Here is a 20,527-nt window from a genome sequence, read left to right as displayed (position 1 = left end):
TCATCCTGTTGATGACGGCCTCTGTTACTGTCGGTTATTTACCTTCCAGTACGCTGATATCCGCACTGCCCAGCCGATCTTTCTCATCTTTACGCAGCTCAGCGACCTGTTTCGCGCTGACCTGTTTCGACGCCGTGTTGCCCCAGCTGTTGCGCACGAAGTTCACCACGTCCGCCACCTGCTGATCGTTCAGACGCCAGCCAAATGCTGGCATAGTAATGGTCGACGGCGCGCCATTCACGCCAGGCAACTGCCCGCCCACCAGCACGATATGGATCAGGGAGGTGGGATCGTCCGCCAGAACGACCGGATTACCGCGCAGCACTGGATAGAAGCGTTTATAGCCACTGCCATCGGTTTTATGACATGCCGCGCAGCTGTCAACGTAGGTTGCAGCACCCGTCTGGCTGTCATCACCACGCCACAGCGCTTTTGCCGTGGCATCATCCACGCTGAACGCTGCCTGATGGGGATCTTTCGCACCCAGTGACTTCAGATAGCGCGCAATTGCCGTGATATCAGACTCGCTCAGGTGCTGCAGACTGTGTTCCACCACATCGGTCATGCCACCGAACGCGGCAGTCTGGTCGTTGCGGCCATAACGCAGGAACTGACGCAGATCGTCTTCGCTCCAGCGCCCCAGCCCATCGCGGTTATCGCCGCGCAGGTTGCTGGCGGTCCAGCCATCAATAGGAGCACTGCTGCCCGCCAGATAGTCGCTGCCCTCTTCGTTAGTCAGCGCCTTCTCCTGCATGGTGATGCTACGCGGTGTATGACAGGCCCCGCAGTGGCCCAGTCCTTCAACCAGATAGCGACCGCGTGCCAGCACCGGATCTTCCTCTGCTGCAGGCTGGAATGCTTTCACGTCGGGCGCAAAAATCCCGCGCCAGACCGCCAGCGGCCAGCGCATCGATAGCGGCCAGGGAATGTCGCTCTCCCGGTTTGGCTGATTAACCGCCGCAACGCCATGCATGAAGTAAGCGTAAAGCGCCTTCATGTCTTCATCGCTGACCACGGCGTAAGAGGGATAGGGCATCGCCGGATAGAGCGTATCGCCGTTTTTCGCTACGCCGTGACGCACCGCTTTCTGGAAGTCGTCGTAGCTGTATTCACCAATGCCGGTGTCGCGATCGGGCGTAATGTTGGTGGAGTAGATGGTACCAATGGGTGTCGCCATCGGCAGACCACCGGCAAACGCCGCGCCGCCTTTGCTGGTGTGGCAGGCAACACAGTCCCCGGCACGCGCCAGATACTCACCCCGTTTAACCAGATCGTCCTGGTTGCTCTCCGCCAGTGCGGCAAACGTCAGGGAGCCAAGAATCAGAGCCAGAATGCTATTTTTCATCGCCATATCCTTATGCCTGCACCAGTGGGCCGGGGTTTTTCAGGTAGTGTTCGCGAATCGCTTTGGCTGACCAGTAAGTCAGCGCCGCCACCATGCCGGTCGGGTTGTAACCCAGTCCCTGCGGGAAGGCAGATGCGCCTGGAACAAAGACATTCGGCACATCCCAGCTTTGCAGATAACGGTTAACCGCACTGGTTTTGGGATCGTCGCCCATGATCGCCCCGCCGCTGATATGGGTGGTCTGATACACCGTGGAGTCAAAATGGGTGCCCGGCTTTTTCGCGCCGCCGATGATCATCTTTGGATTCATCGCTTCAGCAATATTGCGCATCTTACCGACCATAAACTGCGCCATTTTGATGTCGTTATCCTGCCAGTCAAAGGTCATGCGCAGCAGCGGCTGCCCATAGGCATCCTTGTAGTTAGGATCGAGATCGAGGTAATTGGCGCGATAGGACTGGTGAGCGCCATGCGCATCCATCGACAGGTGATGCGTGTAGGTGTCCGCTACCGCCGCTTTCCATTTGCTGCCCCAGTTAGGCGTACCCGCAGGCACTGGCAGGCCGGAGATCGGTTTGGTGCCCGCCTGATTGACCCAGAATGGCGAACCGCCGACAAAGCCCAGTGGCCCATGGTCGAAGTTATCCGCGTTGAAATCATCCACCGCGACGCCTGCACCACCCGCACCGATAAACGGATTGGTGGTGGTGTTTTTATCAAACAACGCCTTGAGCGTAGAGAGGTTCTGATAGGCGAAGTTACGGCCCACAGTGCCTTCGTTGGTCATCGGATTGTACGGTTTGCCGATGCCCGACAGCAGCATCAGATGCACATTGTGGAACTGGAAGGCGGAAAGTATGACCAGATCTGCGGGCTGAACCTGCTCACGGCCCTGTCCATCCACATAGGTCACGCCGGTGGCACGCGTTTTGTCATCGCTGAGATTGACCCGCAGTACATAGGAGTTGTTGCGCAGCTCAAACTTCGGCTCCTGACGCAGCGCGGGCAGGATATTGACGTTCGGCGACGCTTTGGAATACATGTAGCAGGCGTAGCCGCTGCAGTAACCGCAGAAGTTGCACGGCCCCATCTGCGCGCCATAGGTATTGGTGTACGGACCTGACGTATTGGCGGAGGGCAGATCATAAGGATGATAACCCACTGACTCTGCCGCCTGAGCAAACAACTGCGCCGAGTAAGTACGCTTCTGCGCGGGCAGCGGGAAGTTATCTGAGCGGTCGGGCGCAAACGGGTTACCACCTTTATCTTTGCCGACCACTTTACCTTTGATACTCCAGGCGCTGCCTGAGGTGCCAAAGACTTTTTCCGCCTTGTCGAAGAACGGCTCCAGTTCATCGTAGCTGACGCCAAAATCCTGAATCGTCATGCCTTCCGGAATGAAGTTTTTACCGTAGCGCTCTTCGTAATGGCTGCGCATCCGCAGCTCAACGGGATCAACACGGAAATGGACGCCTGACCAGTGCAGGCCTGCGCCACCGGTACCGGTGCCGGGCAAAAACGCGGCCAGCTGGCGATAAGGTACCGCCGTCTGAGAAGCGTCATGGCGAATCGTCACGGTGCTTTTGGAGAGGTCCTGGAAGAGCTTTTTGCGGACGTTATAGGTCAGCTCATCAATGGACTGCGGATAGGATCCATCGGGATAGGTATCACGATGCGGCCCGCGCTCCAGCGCCAGTACGTTAAGGCCCGCTTCAGTCAGCTCTTTCGCCATAATCGCGCCTGCCCAGCCGAAGCCGACAATGACCGCATCCACTTTTTTCATTTCGTTTGCCATGCTTAGCTTCTCTCTCCGCGAATCGACACTGACGGGAACGGATACCGTTCGCCGCGCTCTACCCAATCCATAAAGTCGGCGCGGGCGCCAGGGAAGTTGATCAGCTTCCAGCCGACCATGCCCTGATTCCCGCCGTGGATAGGATCGCTAAAGAAGCCTTCACGGGTGTTCTGCAGCAGGAAGCTGAAGAAGACTTTTGCCGGCAGCTGGCTGAATTCCGCGCTGCCACTCTCCATCGCCTGCAATAAGGCATCCTGCTGCTCACCGCTGAGCTGAGCAAAGACCTTGCCGTGCTGCTTTTTGCTGTAATTATCGGCATCGGCCAGACCAAGGCGGTAAATCTGCTGTGGCACCAGCGGCAGCTGATAGCCCAGCTCTTTCGGCAGGTCGGGATTAAACGGACCCTGCATATACCAGTTCGATCCCGTGGCATACGGCGTATTCATTTGACGATCGATAAATTCCGGCACGCCCGCTTCCAGCGCTCCCGGTCCGCGTTCATCGCTGGGAATCAGGCGTGCCACGGCGGCGGTAATAAAGGCAAACTCTTCGGCGGTAAACCAGTTCGGCTGGTAATCACGTGCCTGCTGCGGTGCGGCCGGGGTTTCAGCCGCCTGCGCGGCCAGCGGAAGGGAGAGCGCGCCCATTGCGGTGGAGCCTACCGCCATCGCAGGCGCCAGGGTAATTGTCTTCAGCAAAAAATCCCTGCGTGAATGACCCTTTTTTTGTTCTGACATGACATTGCCTCATTCCCGCACTCACTGGCGGTATGAAAAAGTGGTGGTTGCGTTGTAATGGTTTTTATCAGCAGATACAGGCGTGGCGCCTGCTTGTTACCGGTAACAAACATGCATATTGTATCACTGCCATTCACAAAGATTTAGTTCAAAGAAACAAAATCGCACAATTTCATTAACATCTATCTTCTTCCTGTCATGAGCAGAAACAACAGACTACAGACAGCGACACATCAAAAACGTTATAACAAGCAATACACAACAGCGGAGTACCTATGTTTAAGTCTTTTTTTCCGCGGCCAGCGCTGTTTTTCAGCTCTGCGGCTGTCTGGAGCTTATTAGCAATTTTTGCCTGGTTCGGCTTTGCCAGCGATTTGCCTGCCCATTTTTGGCCTGCGTTTGAGGCTGCGATAAAGCAGCCTTTGCCTACGACAGTGATGCGCTTCATTGCACCAGGGGAGGTATGGTTTTATTCCTATTACTGGATAATCGCTACCCTGTTCGCACTTGCCTGGCGAGTGATTGATAATCACCCGTGGCAGCGTTGGTCGGTGTGGGGCTCTGCGCTGATTATCTTTGTTACCTGGTTCGGGGTTCAGGTCGGCGTAGCAATTAACGCCTGGTATCAACCGTTTTACGACTTGATCCAAAAGGCACTGACAAAAGCCGGTGCTGTATCGATTAGCCAGCTCTATTCTGAAGTTGTAGGCGTAGCAGGCATTGTTATGGTTGCTGTGACTATTGGCGTCATTAACGCCTTTTTTATCAGCCACTGGGTATTCCGCTGGCGTACCGCAATGAATAATTATTATATGCACCACTGGCAGCGATTACGTCATATTGAAGGCGCAGCGCAGCGTGTGCAGGAAGATACGATGCGCTTTGCTCAAACACTGGAGGGCTGGGGAGTCAGTTTTATACAAGCTATTATGACGCTCATCGCTTTTTTGCCAGTACTTGTTCAGCTATCACACCACGTAAAAAGCGTACCTATTCTTGGGTCCATACCTTATGCATTAGTCATTGCCGCCATTGTCTGGTCTATACTGGGAACAGGATTGTTAGCAGTAGTAGGATTAAAATTACCGGGCCTGGAGTTTCGTAACCAGCGAGTAGAAGCAGCTTATCGTAAAGAACTGGTTTACGGCGAAGACAATGCTGACCGCGCTACGCCGCCGACGGTAAGAGTGCTTTTTGACAACGTCAGGCTGAATTACTTTCGTCTCTATTTTCATTATCTGTACTTCAATATCGCCAGAATGTTCTATTTGCAAATAGATAATCTCTTTGGCCTGGTCATGTTGTTCCCATCAATTGCCGCAGGAACGATAACGCTGGGTCTGCTCAACCAAATTAGCAACGTGTTCGATCAGGTTCGTGGTTCTTTTCAGTATCTGATCACCTCGTGGTCAACACTGGTTGAGCTGATGTCGATCTACAAACGTCTGCGCAGCTTTGAGCAGGTTCTGGATGATGTACCCCACCATGAGATGATGCGCGAGGCATCGGAAGAGGTGTAACGGGTGAGGATTGCCGTTTTTTGAAATAAAAAAGCCACTCGTCAGAGTGGCTTTTTCGTTTACAGGTTTTGGCTACATTAAACTCGTTCATCACCACACAACGCCGCCAGGACGCCCGAAGGCGTCCTGTCAACATCAGAGGGTAAATTGCAGCTTATTTCAGCAGCTCAGCAGTCATGTGAACGCCGTTGTTGGTGTAGGCTTCAGTGATTTTATATGAAGCACCAGCATCCTGAGCCTGCGCAGCGATTTTCGCTTCAGCACCGTCCAGCGTAGAGTCGACAGCGGTCACAGATTGGGCGAAGCTGGCGAATGGCAGAACAGAAAGGGCGATAACAGCTGCAAAAGTTTTGATAGATTTCATGGTCAATTCCTCGGTTAATTTTTATCAGGTAAGGCGTGCTGCCTTGTTGATAGATATATTAGCCCTGAAGTTGATCAGTAAAAAGCGGAGGGTTTTGCTTAACTCATTCAATAAAACTGATGATAAAAAGCACATTTCGCACAGTTATCACTCAAAAGGTTAATAATCCAGATTCAATAAAAAAGGCAGCATAACGCGCTGCCTTCAGAGAATTATCCGTGATGCCTTACCCGGCTGAAGATAGTTAGCGCAGCCAGCAGCATCAGTACGCCGCTGGCAACAAACACACCGCCTGCGCCGCGCAGGTCATACATCCAGCCGCCTGCCGCCGCACCAACGGTAATCGCCAGCTGGATAGTGGCAACCAGTAAACCGCCGCCCGATTCCGCATCATCCGGCACCGCGCGTGAAATCCACGTAGACCAGCCGGTTGGCATCGAACCAAACGCCATCCCCCAGATCGCCACGCCCGCGCCGACCAGCCAGCTGACATCACCAAAGCTCACCAGCAGCAGCGCGGTGATACTCATTAACAGCGCCATGCCACTCAGCGTCAGCGACACACTGCGGGTGACCAGATAACCGGCCAGCGAGGTGCCAAAGAAGTTCGCTACGCCAAAGGCCAGCAGCGCCAGCGACAGCTGATTGAGGTTGAGCTGCGCGACACCTTCCAGGAACGGACGCAGATAAGTAAAGAAGGCGAAGTGGCCGGTAAACATCATGATCACGGCCAGCATGCCCCACCGCATCACACCGATACGCAACAGTGCCAGCACCCCGCCGTTGCGGGCTTTGCTCTCTGCCGGCATGGCGGGCAGCGTAAAGAATTGCCACAGCAGCGCCACCGCGCCCAGCCCGGCGGTCAGCATAAAGATGTTGCGCCAGCCGACCAGTCCACCGAGATAGCTGCCAAGCGGCGTAGCGATAATTGTCGCCAGCGAGATACCACTAAACACAATAGAGAGTGCACGTGGCACCTGATCGCTGGGCACCAGACGCATTGTGATAGCGGTTGAAAGTGTCCAGAAGCCACCAATGGCCATACCCAGCAGCACCCGCGCCAGCAGGATTACCGTCAGGTCAGCCGCAAAGGCCACCATCAGCGCAGAGGCGATCAGCAACAGTGAAAAAACCAGCATCACAATACGGCGGTCAATTCGCCGCGTGACGCTGCCGGTCACCAGGCTGGTAAACAGCGCGACCAGTGCAGTAATGGTGACGGTCTGTCCCGCCTGCCCTTCGGACACACCGAGACTGTGCGCCATCGGCGTCAACAGACTCACAGGTAAAAATTCGGCGGTGATGAGGCTGAACACCCCAAATGCCATGGCAAATACCGCACCCCACGCGGGACGGGTCGGCGAGGAAACCTCATCAGCCACTTCGGTTGTCAGACTCATGCTGCTTCTCCGGAAGATAAAAAAAGTGAGTGTGAGCATAGAGTGTCGCATCAGGACGATCTATGATGCTTACACCTTCATTTTTGATAATTCGTCTGGAATCACATGAGCCACTATGGAGATCTGACCAGTGAACTGCTGATGGGGATGCGCCTGTATGGCGTGAACTACCAGCGCATCGCGGTAAGCGCGCCATTCGGGTTGCGCTACGAGCACGCACCGGGCCGGGCGCAGTTCCACTTTGTCGGGCGTGGCTCACTGCTGGTGCGCAGCGCCTCCGGCGAGGTGTTTCAGCTCAACAGCGGCGATGCGCTGCTGGTGCCACACGGTAAACCGCACAGCCTGATCTCCAGTGAAGAGGCGGACTGCCAGTGCATTAAAAACATGGCGAGCAAGCCGCTCTGCGACAGCGTCTGCGCCATCGCCGCCCCGGAAGATGCCGGTGAGGACGAGCACAGCGTACTGCTGTTCAGCGCCTGCATGGCGTTTGAGCTTGGCGGCATGCAGCCGCTGATCAATACCATGCCGGATGTGATGCTGGTGAGCACTCTGCTGTCGCAGTACCCGGAGATTCAGCCGATCCTGGCCGCAATGGAGCGGGAGTCACGCACGCGTCAGGCGGGGTTTGCCGGCATTCTGTCGCGTCTGGCGGATGTCGTTGCCGCGCTGATTGTGCGCGGCTGGGTAGAAAACGGCTGCGGCCAGAGTAGCGGGCTGGTGCAGGCAATGCGCGACCCGCGTCTGAGTCAGGCGATTGCCGCGATGCATCGGGAGCCGGGCGAAAACTGGACGGTAGCGCGACTGGCCAGCGTGGCAGGCTGTTCGCGCTCGGTGTTTGCCGGACGTTTTCTCAATGCCACCGGTATGACGCCGCTGCGTTATCTTACGGAGTTGCGGATGCGGCTGGCGGTGCAGCGGATTGTGAACAATGGGGAAGCGGTGGAAGCCGTGGCCTATCATCTCGGCTACGGCTCGATTGCGGCGTTCAGTCGCGCGTTTAAGCGGATCGTTGGTCAGTCGCCTGGCGCGCTGCGTGCCGGACGCGAAGGCACGCAGGCGCTGGCTTCTTAGCGAAAGACGCTGATCGCTTCCACCAGACGGTTAGCCTGATGGGTCATGCGACCAGACGCCTCAGCGCTTTCTGTCACGCGGGCAGCGTTCTGATGGGTGATATCATCGAGATCTTCTACTGCTGAGCTGACCTCGCTGAGCGCCGTCGCCTGTTCGGCCGTGGCGGCACTGATCTGGGCGATTAGCGCAGTGACATTCTGCACCTGCGACACGATATCCTGCATCGTCCGGCCCGCCGCGCTGGCATGCTCATTGCCCGATTTGACCCGGCTGCTGCTGGTTTCAACCAGCATTTTAATCTCGCTGGCGGCTTTAGCGCTGCGTTGCGCCAGGCTGCGAACTTCACCCGCGACCACGGCAAAGCCTTTACCCTGCTCACCTGCCCGCGCCGCTTCCACCGCAGCATTCAACGCCAGAATATTAGTCTGGAAGGCAATGCCGTCGATCACGCTGGTTATATTGGCGATACGCGTTGAGCTGTCGGCAATTTCGCCCATCATGCCCATCATATCCGTCATCACATCGCCGCCTTTGCTGGCGGCGTGACTGGTGCTGGCTGAGAGGCTATTCGCCTCATGTGCAGTTTCGGTGTTGCTCTTCACCGTCGCGGTCATTTCGTTCATGGTCGCCGCGGTTTGCTGCACGTTAGCCGCCGCCTGTTCAGTACGGCGACTCAGTTCGTTGTTACTGCGGGCGATGGCATCGCTGGCACTCAGCACATTGATCGCCTGGCCGCTGACATCATCCACCAGCCAGCGGAACATCAATCCGAGCTGGCCAATGGCGCGGAGTGTGACGCCGACCTCATCCACACGATCCATCTGTTCAACCTGATGGCTGGCACCGGTCGCTACGCGGAGCGCCTGTTTGCACATCCGCTCAATAGGACGTGAAATCTGCTGCTCCAGCCACACACTGCAGAGCAGAAGCAGCGCAGCCATTCCCGCAGAAAAGCCTGCCAGTGCAGTGTGGGTCATGCCCAGTGCCCAGACGCCCGCCACCGAGAGAGGCAGTAACGCCATCAGCGTGCTGCGAATCCGCCAGCGAAGAGGCAGCGTCTTCAGGATTGAGGCGGGACGACGCCAGCCGCTAAGCACCAGCAGGCCTTTGTGAAAACGTCGCCCTCTGGCGCGGCCTTCACGAAAATCCTGATAGAGCACTTCTGTCTGACGCACCTCTTCAGCCGTAGGTTTGGTGCGCACGGACATATAACCCTGCACTTTACCGTCGCGTACGACCGGAATGGCATTGGCACGCACCCAGTAGTGGTCGCCGTTTTTCCGGCGGTTTTTGACCAGCGCAGTCCAGGGTTCGCCCTGCTTCAGCGTCGCCCACATATCGGCAAAGGCTTCTGGCGGCATATCGGGGTGACGCACCATGTTATGCGGCTGCCCGTTGATCTCGTCAGCAGTGAATCCGCTTGCTTCGATAAACGCGTCGTTGGCGTAGGTAATGTGGCTGTTGAGATCGGTGGTCGACATCAGTGTCGCATGATCATCGAACAGATATTCACGCTGAGAGACAGGCTGGTTGTTACGCATCAAAAGTCCTTGGAGACCCGACGTCCTGCACGCAACAGTCTGAGGCGCAGCGTGAAAACGGCGGGCTGAGAAATAACGATTACCCTTTTTTATGTTTTCGGCATGCCCGCGCCTACTCTTTAGTAATACGCTTTAATTTCTGCCGCGAAAAAAGCCACTTTGCAGCGGCTTTCACACTTTTGATCTGTTTTTATCCGTTAGCCAGACTGGAGAATTCCGGCAGTGGCTTAACTGAGGTCAACATTACGGGTGCCAAACCACCAGGTGAGCAGAAAACCGCCGGTCCATGCGACGATCAGCCCGGCCAGGTAAACTGCCATCCCGGCGAAGATGCCCTGGCTGGAGGTCATCAGTGGCAGAGTGACCAGCCCGGACGGCCCGAATACCGTGTTCATCCCCACTGGCAAACCCAGCCACGCGACCAATCCAATAAAAAAGCCGCCCAGTGCTCCGCCGCCACAGGCGGTGATAAAGGGCTTGAGGCGGGGCAGCGTGACACCATAGATCAGCGGCTCGCCCACCCCAAGCAGGCCGGGGACAATTGCACCTTTGATCTGCGCCCGCAGCAGCGCGCCTTTTTCTGCTTTGCACCAGAGTGCCAGTGATGCGCCGACCTGGCCTGCGCCCGCCATTGCCAGAATCGGAAACAGCGAGTTAAATCCCTGGGTTTCCATCAGCGCAAAATAGACAGGAATAAAGCCCTGATGAATACCGAACATCACCGCAATCAGGAACAGTCCAGCCAGCAGCGCGCAGCCAAAGGGATTGTTATTGAGGTGGATAAACAGCCACGACATTCCCTTAAACAGTTCGCCGCCCAGCGGCATAATCAGCAGATAGGTGATGGCGCCCGTGATCACCAGCGTAAACAGCGAGGTGAGGATCATATCCAGGTTGTCAGGAATGATTTTGCGCAGCTGTTTCTCTATCCACGCCCCGATAATCGCCGCCATCAGCACACCGATAATGTTGCCGCGCGGATCGATCGTCAGACCAAAGAAGCTCTCCATACCGCTGTAGTAGCCGGTGGTGGCCGTGGGCACATAGCCGAGCACAAACAGCGAGGCGATGATGGCGCCGTTTACGCCGCTGCCGCCAAAGGCTTTCTGTGCGTTATAGCCGATCAGAATACTGAGAAAGGTGAACAGCCCTTTGCCGAACACCTTCATGTAGGCCACGGTGTGCAGCAGCCAGGGCGCGTGATCGCCGGGCGCATTAAGATGGAGACTCTGTTCAATCAGCGTGGCAAATCCCAGCAGCAGTCCCGCGCCGATAAAGCCTGGGATTAGCGGCGTGAAGATAGTGGCGAAGCGCGACAGGAACTGATGCACCCCACTGGTCTGTTTCGCCTTTAGCTGCTGCTTCTGCTGCGCTGCCAGCTGGCTAAGCGCCGCCGTTTCGCCCTGCGAAGCCATTGCAGTATCACCCTGCGACAGCAGGTTTTGCATTCCCTCGGCGGCGGTTTGCGCTTTTCCTGGCCCCACGACAATCTGTAACTGCGCATCGCTGTCGATGACCCCCAGCACGCCCGGCAGGCTTTTTAACCTGGAAAGATCAGCCTGTTCTGGCTGATTCAGCGTCAGGCGGAGCCGTGTCATGCAGTGACCGCAGGCCGCGATATTCTGCGCACCACCGACCGCCTGCAGGATGTCGCGTAACAGTGCCTCGGTGATTTTCGCCATCAGCGTGCCCCCGCTGCCTGTAGCGCCTGACGGATAAAGCCCTGATGCTGACCGAGCAGCGCTTTGGCCTCATCGGCGTTCAGGTCAGCCAGTACCATCAGGATGGCGGTTTTGCAGTGTCCGCCACAGCCGGTCAGCGCCGCACGAGCAGTCGCGTCATCACAATCCGTAGCCTGCATGACGATGTTGACCTGGCGCTGCACCAGTTTCTGGTTAGTGGCTTCCACATCGACCATCAGGTTGCCATAGACTTTTCCGCTGCGGATCATTGATCCGGTGGTGAGCATGTTGAGCACCAGTTTCTGCGCCGTGCCCGCTTTCATGCGGGAGGAGCCGGTGACCACTTCCGGACCGACCACGGGTGTGAGCGCAATGGCGGCAACCTGTGACATCGCGCTGTCCGGATTACAGCTAAGCGACACAGTGGTCGCGCCCAGTTCATTCGCGTAAGCCAGCGCACCCAGCACATAAGGTGTGCGACCACTGGCGGCGATACCGACCAGCACGTCATGGCGGCTAAAGTGGATATCTTTCAGATCCTGCGCGCCCTGTTCCCGGTTATCTTCGGCGTTTTCAACCGCCTGTAGTATTGCGGTGTGGCCGCCGGCAATCAGGCCAATCACCTGATCACGCGGCGTGCCAAAGGTAGGCGGGCATTCGCTGGCATCCAGGATGCCCAGCCGCCCGGAGGTGCCCGCACCGCAATAGATCAGTCGTCCACCTGCACGAAACGCGGCACAGATGGCGTCAACGGCGGTGGCGATTTGCGGCACGATGGCCTCAACCGCCAGCGCCACCTTTTTATCTTCGTCATTAATGACGCGCAGCATCGCTTCGGTGGAGAGTTCATCAATGTTCTGGCTGGCCGGGTTGCGGCCTTCGGTGAGCATCTGGCTGAGGTCGAGTTTCATGGCGGGCTCCGCTAAGGAATAAATTATTCGATTTACTCACTATCATAACGAATGATTAATTCATTGAGTGAGATCTTTTTTCAATGGCTGTGGGGTGGGTTATGTTGCGGGGGATTGGGCTGGTTAGCGTTGAGCTTAAGCAGGGTGCCTGGGATTCGGGGCTTAATGGCTTTGTGATCAGAGCCAGTCAGAAAAGGTTCACCTGATCGTAAAGACGCATTCGTCATCCATGACGCTCGGCCCACGCCATCCCTGGCGGTGGGACGCTTTACTCTTCAGGTGAACCTTTTCTTCCTTTAGGCTGTTTTATTGCTGTTTGTAAAGGGCTTGAGCTTGCCGATAAGATTTAAAAATCCGTGCTGTATCGCAAATAAATCCTTCGATACGATCTTTTGATTTTCTTAAAATACAGCGCATAGCTGGCATAAAGGCGGATACAAAGGGGGAGCGGAGTAAAGCGTCCGCCGCATGGATGCGGCGGCCGAGGCCCCAGGGATGGGTTTACGCCGACTTTACGTAGCCACCCTTTGTGTCCGACTGAAAGGCACAATGCGGTTTAAAAGCACGTTGATTTAATCAATATAAAGTTGTGACGTTCTGCAGTCATATAAGGCTGCCAGCTTCTCAAGCGTTTGTTTTTGAGGTTTCTTTCTCGACTCTAACTTCGAAACGCCAGCCTGCGTGATGCCTAATTTGTTCGCGACCTCTTCCTGCGACATTTGCCGATGTAAACGCCAGGCAACATGCAAAGGAACAGATTGCCTCCGGCTGATTTTCATTACGTCATGGGGAATCGTTTCGTCATCATCCGGTCCCGCTTTATAGGTGAGAGGCTCAAATACGTCGTCTAAGTGACGCCCGGCCATGAGCCGGTTAAACAACTCAATGGGGATGACGGCACCCGTGCGGTTCCCGCGCTCGTCTGTCAGAAACTGTATCGCATTCATGGTTAATCACTCCTTACTGCCGCAACAGTCCAGACCTGATCATCTGCTGGCGCGACTTAGCTATGTTCTTATCTGCTCTTAACTCAGTGGTGACGCAGGCTAACTCCAACCGCTTGCTAACGCTTTTTATACGTGGTCGATGTTCTTCTTACGACTTCTAGAATAGCGATAACCACTGGCTGACCTTTCTCTATCTTCCACAGCACGCGGTAGTGACCCACCACCAACTTCATTCGCTTCTCTTTATCATCCGTCAGCTTTTCGACCTTCAGATGGGAATATCAGGCCACTTAGCCAGCGCCTCTACAGCATCTTCGATGGCGTTACCTTCTTTCTGAGGCAGCCTATATAGCTGTTTCAATGCCCTTTTCGTCCAGTTAATTTCTGGCATCCGTCAACACTCCTTGTTGTCAAAGCACGCTTTCAATCCACCTTTAAAAATAACCAAATTCAGTCATAAAAGCAACGAAAAAGCTATCAAAAGCGTTATTTAGTTATATTTATATAACTAATTTTTTGAATGCTCATCCTGCTAAGAACGATGACAAAGCCACACAAACAAAAAGGGCCCAACTTTCGTTGAGCCCCTCTTTACGTTAACGCTGTTCTCAGCTTGCGGTCTGTGTACGCAACTGCAGCTCATACTCTTTTGCCTGTTCAGCGTCGAACTGGTTTTCCCAGCGGGCAATCACCAGCACCGCCAGCGCGTTACCGACCACGTTCAGCGCAGTACGCGCCATATCCATGATGCGGTCAACACCGGCGATAAACGCCAGACCTTCAAGAGGAATACCAACGCTGCCCAGCGTGGCCAGCAGCACCACGAACGACACGCCTGGCACACCCGCGATCCCTTTCGAGGTCACCATCAGCGTCAGGACCAGCACAATCTCATCGGTCAGCGACAGGTCAATGCCGTACAGCTGGGCAATAAAGATCGCCGCGATACTCTGATACAGCGTCGAACCATCCAGATTGAACGAATAACCGGTCGGCACCACGAAGCTGGTTATCGCTTTTGGTGCGCCGTAGGCTTCCATCTTCTCCATGATGCGTGGCAACACGGTTTCTGAGCTGGAGGTAGAGTAAGAGAGAATCAGCTCATCCTTCAGGATACGCATCAGCGTAGTAATCCGCAGCTTACAGAAGCGCGCGACTCCGCCCAGCACCACAAAAGCGAAGAACAGAATTGCCGCGTAAACCAGCAGCACCAGCTTAGCCAGCGGCCACAGCGAGGCAAATCCGAAGTTAGCGATGGTCACCGCAATCAGCGCAAACACACCGACCGGCGCATAACGCATGATCATGTGCGTCACTTTAAACATCGTTTCAGAAATGCCACGGAACAGGTTTACCAGCGGATCGCGCTGTTCCGACGGCAGTGACGACAGACCTAAGCCAAACAGCACCGAGAAAAAGATAATCGGCAGCATGTCGCCCTTCGCCATGGAAGCGAAGATATTCTGCGGGATCAGCGACAGAATGGTGGTGACCAGGCTGTGCGGACCGCCCTGTACCTCTGCCGTTGTCGCTTCATATTTAGAGATGTCCACCGTTGCCAGCGTTGACATATCAATGCCGGTGCCGGGTTGAAATACGTTGGCCAGCGTAATACCGACCACAATGGCAAGGGTGGTGATCACTTCAAAGTAGAGAATCGTTTTGACGCCGATGCGTCCCAGCTTTTTTGCATCACCCACGCCAGCGATGCCGACAACCAGGGATGAAATCACAATCGGTACCACAATCATCTTGATAAGATGAATAAAGATATCGCCTGCAGGATTGAGAATGTTAGCGACTAACCATTCACGATTGTCTGGCTGATTATGCAATACAGCACCCACAACGATGCCAAGCACCAGGGCTGTCAGAATCTGCCAGGCCAGGCTGATTTTAAAACCTTTCATAACGCGTAATTTCCTCAGTCAAAACCCGTTTCTCTCTACTGCGAAGGTGCAGAAGACAATACACACAGGGAGTGAGCAAAAAGCCCGGTAAATTAGAGGGTGTTTAGAAACAGCGCCTCGTATGAAAATCTGATGATTCCCATACCCATTTTCAGACGCGGTCTGAGTTGATACCTGCAGAACAGGGGCGAGATAAGTACCATTTTCACTGTGGTAAATGCAACCCCTGGCAGATCCGATTAAAAGTTAGCCACCTAAGCAGCATAAAGTGCTGCCGGAAGTAAAAATACCTAACCTGCTGTTATGAAAAGTAATACTTAGATGAATTTACGCATAGCTATTCACTACTGGTTAAAAAGGCTGCCGGCGCGTTTGCTTGCTTTTTATCCAGCCCATTCCCTTTTCATACCCCTTCTTAATTCCCCATCGCCGTCAGAGCGTTAAACGAAAGTAGCAATCCGGCTTCACGTTTTGCGGCGGAAGCGCTATCACGTGATCTGTGGCGCAAAAAAGAAACAAAGACTCAGGGCAGGCTTTAATTAACCATTGATTGACATATCATTAACATCTTCAAGGAGATCCGCCATGAGCCAAAATCACATTCATCCTGTTCCAGAGAATATTGCAGCAAACACCCTGATTACAGCAGAGCAGTATCAGGCGATGTATCAGCAATCTGTCGACGATCCAGACAGCTTCTGGGGCGAACAGGGCAAAATCCTTGACTGGATTAAGCCTTACAGCAAAGTGAAAAACTGCTCGTTTGCGCCAGGTAACATTAACATTCGCTGGTACGAAGATGGCACGCTCAACCTGGCGGCAAACTGCCTTGACCGTCATCTCGCCACGCGCGGCGATCACCCGGCGATTATCTGGGAAGGCGATGACGCCAGCGAAAGCAAAACCCTGACCTTCCGCCAGCTGCATGCTGAAGTCTGTCGCTTCGCCAACGTGCTGGAGCTGCTGGACGTGAAAAAAGGCGACGTGGTGGCGATCTATATGCCGATGGTGCCGGAAGCCGCGGTGGCAATGCTGGCCTGCGCGCGTATTGGTGCCGTCCACTCGGTGATTTTTGGCGGCTTCTCACCGGAAGCGGTCGCTGGCCGTATCGTCGATTCCAGCGCTTCGCTGGTGATTACGGCCGATGAAGGCATTCGCGCCGGCCGCAGCATTCCGCTGAAGAAAAATGTCGATGACGCATTAAAAAATCCCAACGTCACCAGCGTGAAAAACGTGGTGGTGTTCCAGCGCACCGGTAAAGATGTGGGCTGGGTTGAAGGCCGCGATCAGTGGTGGCATGACCTGATGCTCAACGCCAGCACCAACCATTCTGCAGCCGAAGTCGGCGCGGAAGATCCATTGTTTATCCTTTATACGTCGGGTTCAACCGGTAAACCTAAAGGTGTGCTGCATACCACTGGCGGGTATCTGGTCTATGCCGCCACCACCTTTAAGTTCGTCTTTGATTATCATCAGGATGATATCTACTGGTGCACCGCAGACGTCGGCTGGGTAACCGGTCACAGCTATCTGGTGTATGGTCCGCTGGCCTGTGGTGCCACCACCCTGATGTTTGAAGGGGTGCCGAACTGGCCAACACCGAGCCGCATGGCGGAAGTGGTTGATAAACACAAAGTCACCCTGCTTTACACCGCGCCGACCGCCATCCGTGCGCTGATGGCGGAAGGGGACAAAGCGATTGCCGGCACCGACCGCAGCAGCCTGCGCATTATGGGTTCGGTCGGCGAGCCGATTAACCCGGAAGCCTGGGAGTGGTACTACAAGAAAATTGGTAACAGCCGCTGTCCGATTGTGGATACCTGGTGGCAGACCGAAACCGGCGGCTTCATGATCACGCCGCTGCCGGGTGCGACCGAACTGAAAGCCGGTTCCGCCACCCGACCGTTCTTTGGCGTGCAACCGGCGCTGGTGGACAACGAAGGTCAGCCACAGGAAGGTGCCTGTGAAGGCAATCTGGTGATCACCGAGTCGTGGCCGGGACAGGCACGTACCCTCTTTGGCGATCACGACCGTTTTGAGCAGACTTACTTCTCTACCTTTAAAAATGTTTACTTCAGTGGAGACGGTGCCCGTCGCGATGAAGATGGCTACTACTGGATCACGGGACGCGTTGATGACGTGCTCAACGTCTCCGGTCACCGCCTGGGAACCGCTGAGATTGAATCGGCGCTGGTGTCGCACCCTAAAATTGCCGAAGCGGCCGTGGTGGGGATACCTCACAGCATCAAAGGCCAGGCGATTTATGCCTATATCACGCTGAATCACGGCGAAGAGCCTTCGCCAGAGCTGTACACCGAAGTGCGCCAGTGGGTCCGCAAAGAGATTGGCCCCATTGCCACGCCTGATGTGCTGCACTGGACCGACTCACTGCCGAAAACCCGCTCCGGCAAAATCATGCGCCGTATTCTGCGCAAAATTGCCACCGGTGATACCAGCAACCTGGGTGATACCTCTACCCTCGCCGATCCTGGCGTAGTTGAAAAACTGCTTGAGGAGAAACAGTCGATCAAAATGCCTTAAGCGCACGCTGTCCGGCGGGAAGATCGCTTCCCGCCACCCCCGCCCTACGCAGTCTGTTCCGGTAGTCACAAATATTATAACCAGCTGAATCCACGCCCTGTCGTGAGGTTCTTGCCTGCAAGCCCTCTGGAGAAAATGTGATGAATGACGCCCTTTCGAATCAGGATGCAATCAATCAGCAGATTGAACGTAATCCGCTTTTTCATGAGTTAGTCCATAAGCGCCAGGCGTTCGCGACGCTGCTGTCGCTGATTATGCTGGTGCTCTATGTCGGTTTTATCCTGCTGATTGCGTTTGCGCCCGGCTGGCTCGGTACGCCGCTGCATGCCGGAACCAATGTGACGCGCGGCATCCCGATTGGCGTCGGGCTGATTGTGATGTCATTTGTGCTGACCGGTGTCTATGTCTGGCGCGCCAACGGGGAATTTGACCGTTTAACCAAAGCGATCCTCCGCGAGGTGAAATCATGACCCGTCTCACCTTATGGCTACTGGCCCTGATGTTGCCGTTTTCAGCGCTGGCCGCCGATGCGATTACCGGTGCGGTCCAGCGCCAGGCGACCAACTATCAGGCGATTATCATGTTTACGATTTTCGTCGGCGCCACGCTGGGGATTACTTACTGGGCGTCAAAGCGCACCCGTTCGCGCAACGACTACTACACTGCGGGCGGCAATATCACCGGCTTTCAGAATGGCCTGGCGATGGCGGGTGACTTCATGTCAGCAGCCTCGTTCCTGGGCATTTCGGCGCTGGTTTACACCTCCGGCTATGACGGACTGATCTACTCGCTCGGCTTCCTGGTCGGCTGGCCGATGATTCTGTTTTTAATTGCCGAGCGCCTGCGCAACCTGGGTCGTTATACCTTTGCTGACGTCGCCTCCTATCGTCTGAAGCAGATGCCGATTCGCACCCTGTCAGCCTGCGGTTCGCTGGTGGTGGTGGCGCTCTACCTGATCGCGCAGATGGTGGGTGCCGGTAAGCTTATCCAGCTGCTGTTTGGCCTGAACTATCATGTGGCGGTGGTTCTGGTGGGCATTCTGATGGTGATGTACGTGCTGTTTGGCGGCATGCTGGCAACCACCTGGGTGCAGATCATCAAGGCGGTGCTGCTGCTGTTTGGTGCCTCTTTTATGGCCATCATGGTAATGAAAGCAGCCAATTTCAGCTTTAATACGCTGTTCACCGAAGCGATGGCAGTCCATCCAAAAGGCATCGCGATTATGCAGCCTGGCGGACTGGTGAAAGATCCTATCTCGGCGCTGTCGCTGGGGCTGGGCCTGATGTTTGGTACAGCCGGATTGCCGCACATTCTGATGCGCTTCTTCACCGTCGCGGATGCCAAAGAGGCCCGTAAAAGTGTCTTCTGGGCCACCGGCTTTATGGGTTACTTCTACTTCCTCACCTTTATTATCGGCTTCGGTGCCATCCTGCTGGTGGGCGCTAATCCGGCCTTTAAAGATGCCAGCGGCGCCTTGATTGGTGGGACCAATATGGCGGCGGTGCATCTGGCTAACGCCGTGGGCGGCAGCACCTTCCTGGGCTTTATCTCAGCGGTTGCCTTTGCCACCATTCTGGCCGTGGTCGCGGGCCTGACCCTGGCGGGTGCGTCGGCGGTTTCTCACGACCTCTATGCCAGCGTGTACCGCAAAGGTCAGGCGAGCGAGAAAGATGAGCTGCGGGTTTCTAAAATCACCGTGCTGGCGCTGGGCGTGGTCGCTATTGCGCTGGGTATTCTGTTTGAGAAGCAGAACATCGCCTTTATGGTCGGGCTGGCCTTCTCAATTGCGGCCAGCTGTAACTTCCCGATCATTCTGCTGTCGATGTACTGGTCAAAACTCACCACGCGCGGCGCGATGGTGGGCGGCTGGCTGGGTCTGCTGACTGCCGTCATTCTGATGATCCTTGGCCCAACCGTGTGGGTGCAGGTGCTGGGAAATGCGACACCGATTTTCCCGTATGAATATCCGGCGCTGTTCTCCATGGTAGTGGCATTTGTGGGCATCTGGCTCTTCTCTGTCACCGACCATTCGCAGCAGGGCGCAGAGGAACGTTCGCGCTTCCGCGCACAGTTTATTCGCTCGCAGACGGGCACCGGCATTGAACAGGGTAAGGCGCACTGATCGCCGTTTAACATTGATAACGAGCAGCCAATAAAAAAGGGCGACTACAGAAGTAGTCGCCCTTCTCTTTCACGCAACAGAATCAGAAGCGCAGAGATGCACCCACGTACGGGCCATCGACCAGCACGTTATCTTTGCGTCCATCTTTGTTGTTCAGTTCGATGTACTGATAACCCACACGCAGGTTAAGCAGTGAAACCGGCGTGAAGCTCAGGCCGCCAGCGGCTTCCTGATAGCTGTCGAGGTGATCGGTGAACGACTCTGGCGCGTAATAATACTCACCATACAGGCCCCACATGCTGTTGAAGCTGTAGTGTGCTGCACCACCCAGCGCCACCGCAAATCCATCTTTTCCATCTTCAGGATGGGTGAAAATCGCTTTTGCGGTCGGCGCCAGACGCAGCGGCCCGAAATCAACGTTGTAACCCAGACCGGCACCGTAGGTGCTGCCGTCATGGTCGCTACGCAGCCAGTTACCTTTCAGAAACAGACCGGGTGTTGTGGTGCCCAGACCCAGGTTCAGGTTGGTGTTGTGTTCGCTGACATCAACACTGCCTTCAATTGCCTGAGCGGCGCCGCTCAGTAAAACCAGCCCAAGGGCGCTCCCGGTAACAAGTTGCTTAAACATGATTCCACTCCGT

17 protein-coding genes are annotated in these 20,527 nt (G+C 55.3%); 5 read left to right on the top strand and 12 right to left on the bottom strand.

Annotated features, from left to right (window positions below; translation table 11 throughout):
- Positions 1-34: 34 nt before the first annotated feature.
- The 3 genes from LQK91_RS10895 to LQK91_RS10885 are packed head-to-tail and all read right to left on the bottom strand — an operon-like array spanning position 35 to position 3,877.
- On the bottom strand, positions 35-1,345 hold the full coding sequence (locus LQK91_RS10895) for a c-type cytochrome (RefSeq protein ID WP_105099585.1): 1,311 nt from the start codon (positions 1,343-1,345) through the stop codon (positions 35-37).
- Between the two features lie 10 nt (positions 1,346-1,355).
- A complete protein-coding gene (locus LQK91_RS10890) occupies positions 1,356-3,140 on the bottom strand; it encodes a GMC family oxidoreductase (RefSeq protein ID WP_039660652.1) in 1,785 nt (594 codons plus the stop codon).
- 2 nt (positions 3,141-3,142) lie between these two features.
- Positions 3,143-3,877: a gluconate 2-dehydrogenase subunit 3 family protein gene (locus LQK91_RS10885; protein ID WP_008926626.1), complete on the bottom strand. Its 735-nt coding sequence runs from the start codon at positions 3,875-3,877 to the stop codon at positions 3,143-3,145.
- A gap of 275 nt (positions 3,878-4,152) precedes the next feature.
- Between LQK91_RS10885 and sbmA the strand changes: the two genes are divergently transcribed.
- A complete protein-coding gene (sbmA, locus tag LQK91_RS10880) occupies positions 4,153-5,397 on the top strand; it encodes a peptide antibiotic transporter SbmA (protein WP_003855704.1) in 1,245 nt (414 codons plus the stop codon).
- A 154-nt stretch (positions 5,398-5,551) separates the two neighbouring features.
- On the opposite strand, the gene LQK91_RS10875 is transcribed toward sbmA, so the two are convergent.
- Positions 5,552-5,761 (bottom strand): DUF1471 domain-containing protein, encoded by a 210-nt coding sequence (locus LQK91_RS10875; RefSeq protein ID WP_003855705.1) that lies wholly within the window; start codon positions 5,759-5,761, stop codon positions 5,552-5,554.
- A gap of 212 nt (positions 5,762-5,973) precedes the next feature.
- Positions 5,974-7,161: an MFS transporter gene (locus tag LQK91_RS10870; protein WP_105099489.1), complete on the bottom strand. Its 1,188-nt coding sequence runs from the start codon at positions 7,159-7,161 to the stop codon at positions 5,974-5,976.
- A 105-nt stretch (positions 7,162-7,266) separates the two neighbouring features.
- Here LQK91_RS10870 and LQK91_RS10865 point away from each other — a divergent pair, with 105 nt between their 5' ends.
- On the top strand, positions 7,267-8,232 hold the full coding sequence (locus LQK91_RS10865) for an AraC family transcriptional regulator (RefSeq protein WP_008926623.1): 966 nt from the start codon (positions 7,267-7,269) through the stop codon (positions 8,230-8,232).
- Here LQK91_RS10865 and LQK91_RS10860 read toward each other — a convergent pair.
- The 6 genes from LQK91_RS10860 to gltP all read right to left on the bottom strand — a co-directional run bounded on the left by LQK91_RS10860 (position 8,229) and on the right by gltP (position 15,223).
- Positions 8,229-9,773: a methyl-accepting chemotaxis protein gene (locus tag LQK91_RS10860; RefSeq protein WP_105099488.1), complete on the bottom strand. Its 1,545-nt coding sequence runs from the start codon at positions 9,771-9,773 to the stop codon at positions 8,229-8,231. The two genes, LQK91_RS10865 and LQK91_RS10860, sit on opposite strands and share 4 nt — an antisense overlap.
- 227 nt (positions 9,774-10,000) lie before the next feature.
- Positions 10,001-11,455, bottom strand: coding sequence for a PTS N-acetylmuramic acid transporter subunit IIBC (gene murP / locus LQK91_RS10855; RefSeq protein ID WP_105099487.1), 1,455 nt, complete (start codon positions 11,453-11,455; stop codon positions 10,001-10,003).
- Positions 11,455-12,366, bottom strand: coding sequence for an N-acetylmuramic acid 6-phosphate etherase (murQ, locus tag LQK91_RS10850; protein ID WP_105099486.1), 912 nt, complete (start codon positions 12,364-12,366; stop codon positions 11,455-11,457). The genes murP and murQ overlap by 1 nt, the downstream gene beginning before the upstream one ends.
- A 572-nt stretch (positions 12,367-12,938) precedes the next feature.
- On the bottom strand, positions 12,939-13,313 hold the full coding sequence (locus LQK91_RS10845) for a helix-turn-helix domain-containing protein (RefSeq protein WP_003855711.1): 375 nt from the start codon (positions 13,311-13,313) through the stop codon (positions 12,939-12,941).
- Between the two features lie 268 nt (positions 13,314-13,581).
- A complete protein-coding gene (locus LQK91_RS22000; protein WP_255694188.1) occupies positions 13,582-13,704 on the bottom strand; it encodes a type II toxin-antitoxin system RelE family toxin in 123 nt (40 codons plus the stop codon).
- Between the two features lie 217 nt (positions 13,705-13,921).
- Complete coding sequence (gene gltP / locus LQK91_RS10840; RefSeq protein WP_105099485.1) at positions 13,922-15,223, bottom strand: glutamate/aspartate:proton symporter GltP; 1,302 nt, start codon at positions 15,221-15,223, stop codon at positions 13,922-13,924.
- Between the two features lie 585 nt (positions 15,224-15,808).
- Between gltP and acs the strand changes: the two genes are divergently transcribed.
- The 3 genes from acs to LQK91_RS10825 all read left to right on the top strand — a co-directional run bounded on the left by acs (position 15,809) and on the right by LQK91_RS10825 (position 19,886).
- The gene (gene acs, locus LQK91_RS10835) at positions 15,809-17,764 is read left to right on the top strand and encodes an acetate--CoA ligase (protein ID WP_008926618.1); all 1,956 of its coding nucleotides are present in this window, start codon (positions 15,809-15,811) and stop codon (positions 17,762-17,764) included.
- A gap of 140 nt (positions 17,765-17,904) precedes the next feature.
- A complete protein-coding gene (locus tag LQK91_RS10830) occupies positions 17,905-18,234 on the top strand; it encodes a DUF485 domain-containing protein (protein WP_003855715.1) in 330 nt (109 codons plus the stop codon).
- Entirely contained in the window at positions 18,231-19,886 is a 1,656-nt protein-coding gene (locus LQK91_RS10825) for a cation acetate symporter (protein WP_003855716.1), read from the top strand. Before LQK91_RS10830 ends, LQK91_RS10825 begins: the two co-directional genes overlap by 4 nt.
- Positions 19,887-19,968: 82 nt before the next feature.
- On the opposite strand, the gene LQK91_RS10820 is transcribed toward LQK91_RS10825, so the two are convergent.
- Positions 19,969-20,514, bottom strand: a complete 546-nt coding sequence (locus LQK91_RS10820) for a YfaZ family outer membrane protein (RefSeq protein WP_003855717.1) — start codon at positions 20,512-20,514, stop codon at positions 19,969-19,971.
- Positions 20,515-20,527 lie beyond the last annotated feature (13 nt).

Origin of the sequence: Pantoea sp. MHSD4 (assembly GCF_021043305.1) — a bacterium.
GTDB lineage: Bacteria > Pseudomonadota > Gammaproteobacteria > Enterobacterales > Enterobacteriaceae > Pantoea > Pantoea eucalypti.
Note: the sequence above shows the minus strand (reverse complement) of the source record. Positions and strands in the feature narration are given on the sequence as shown.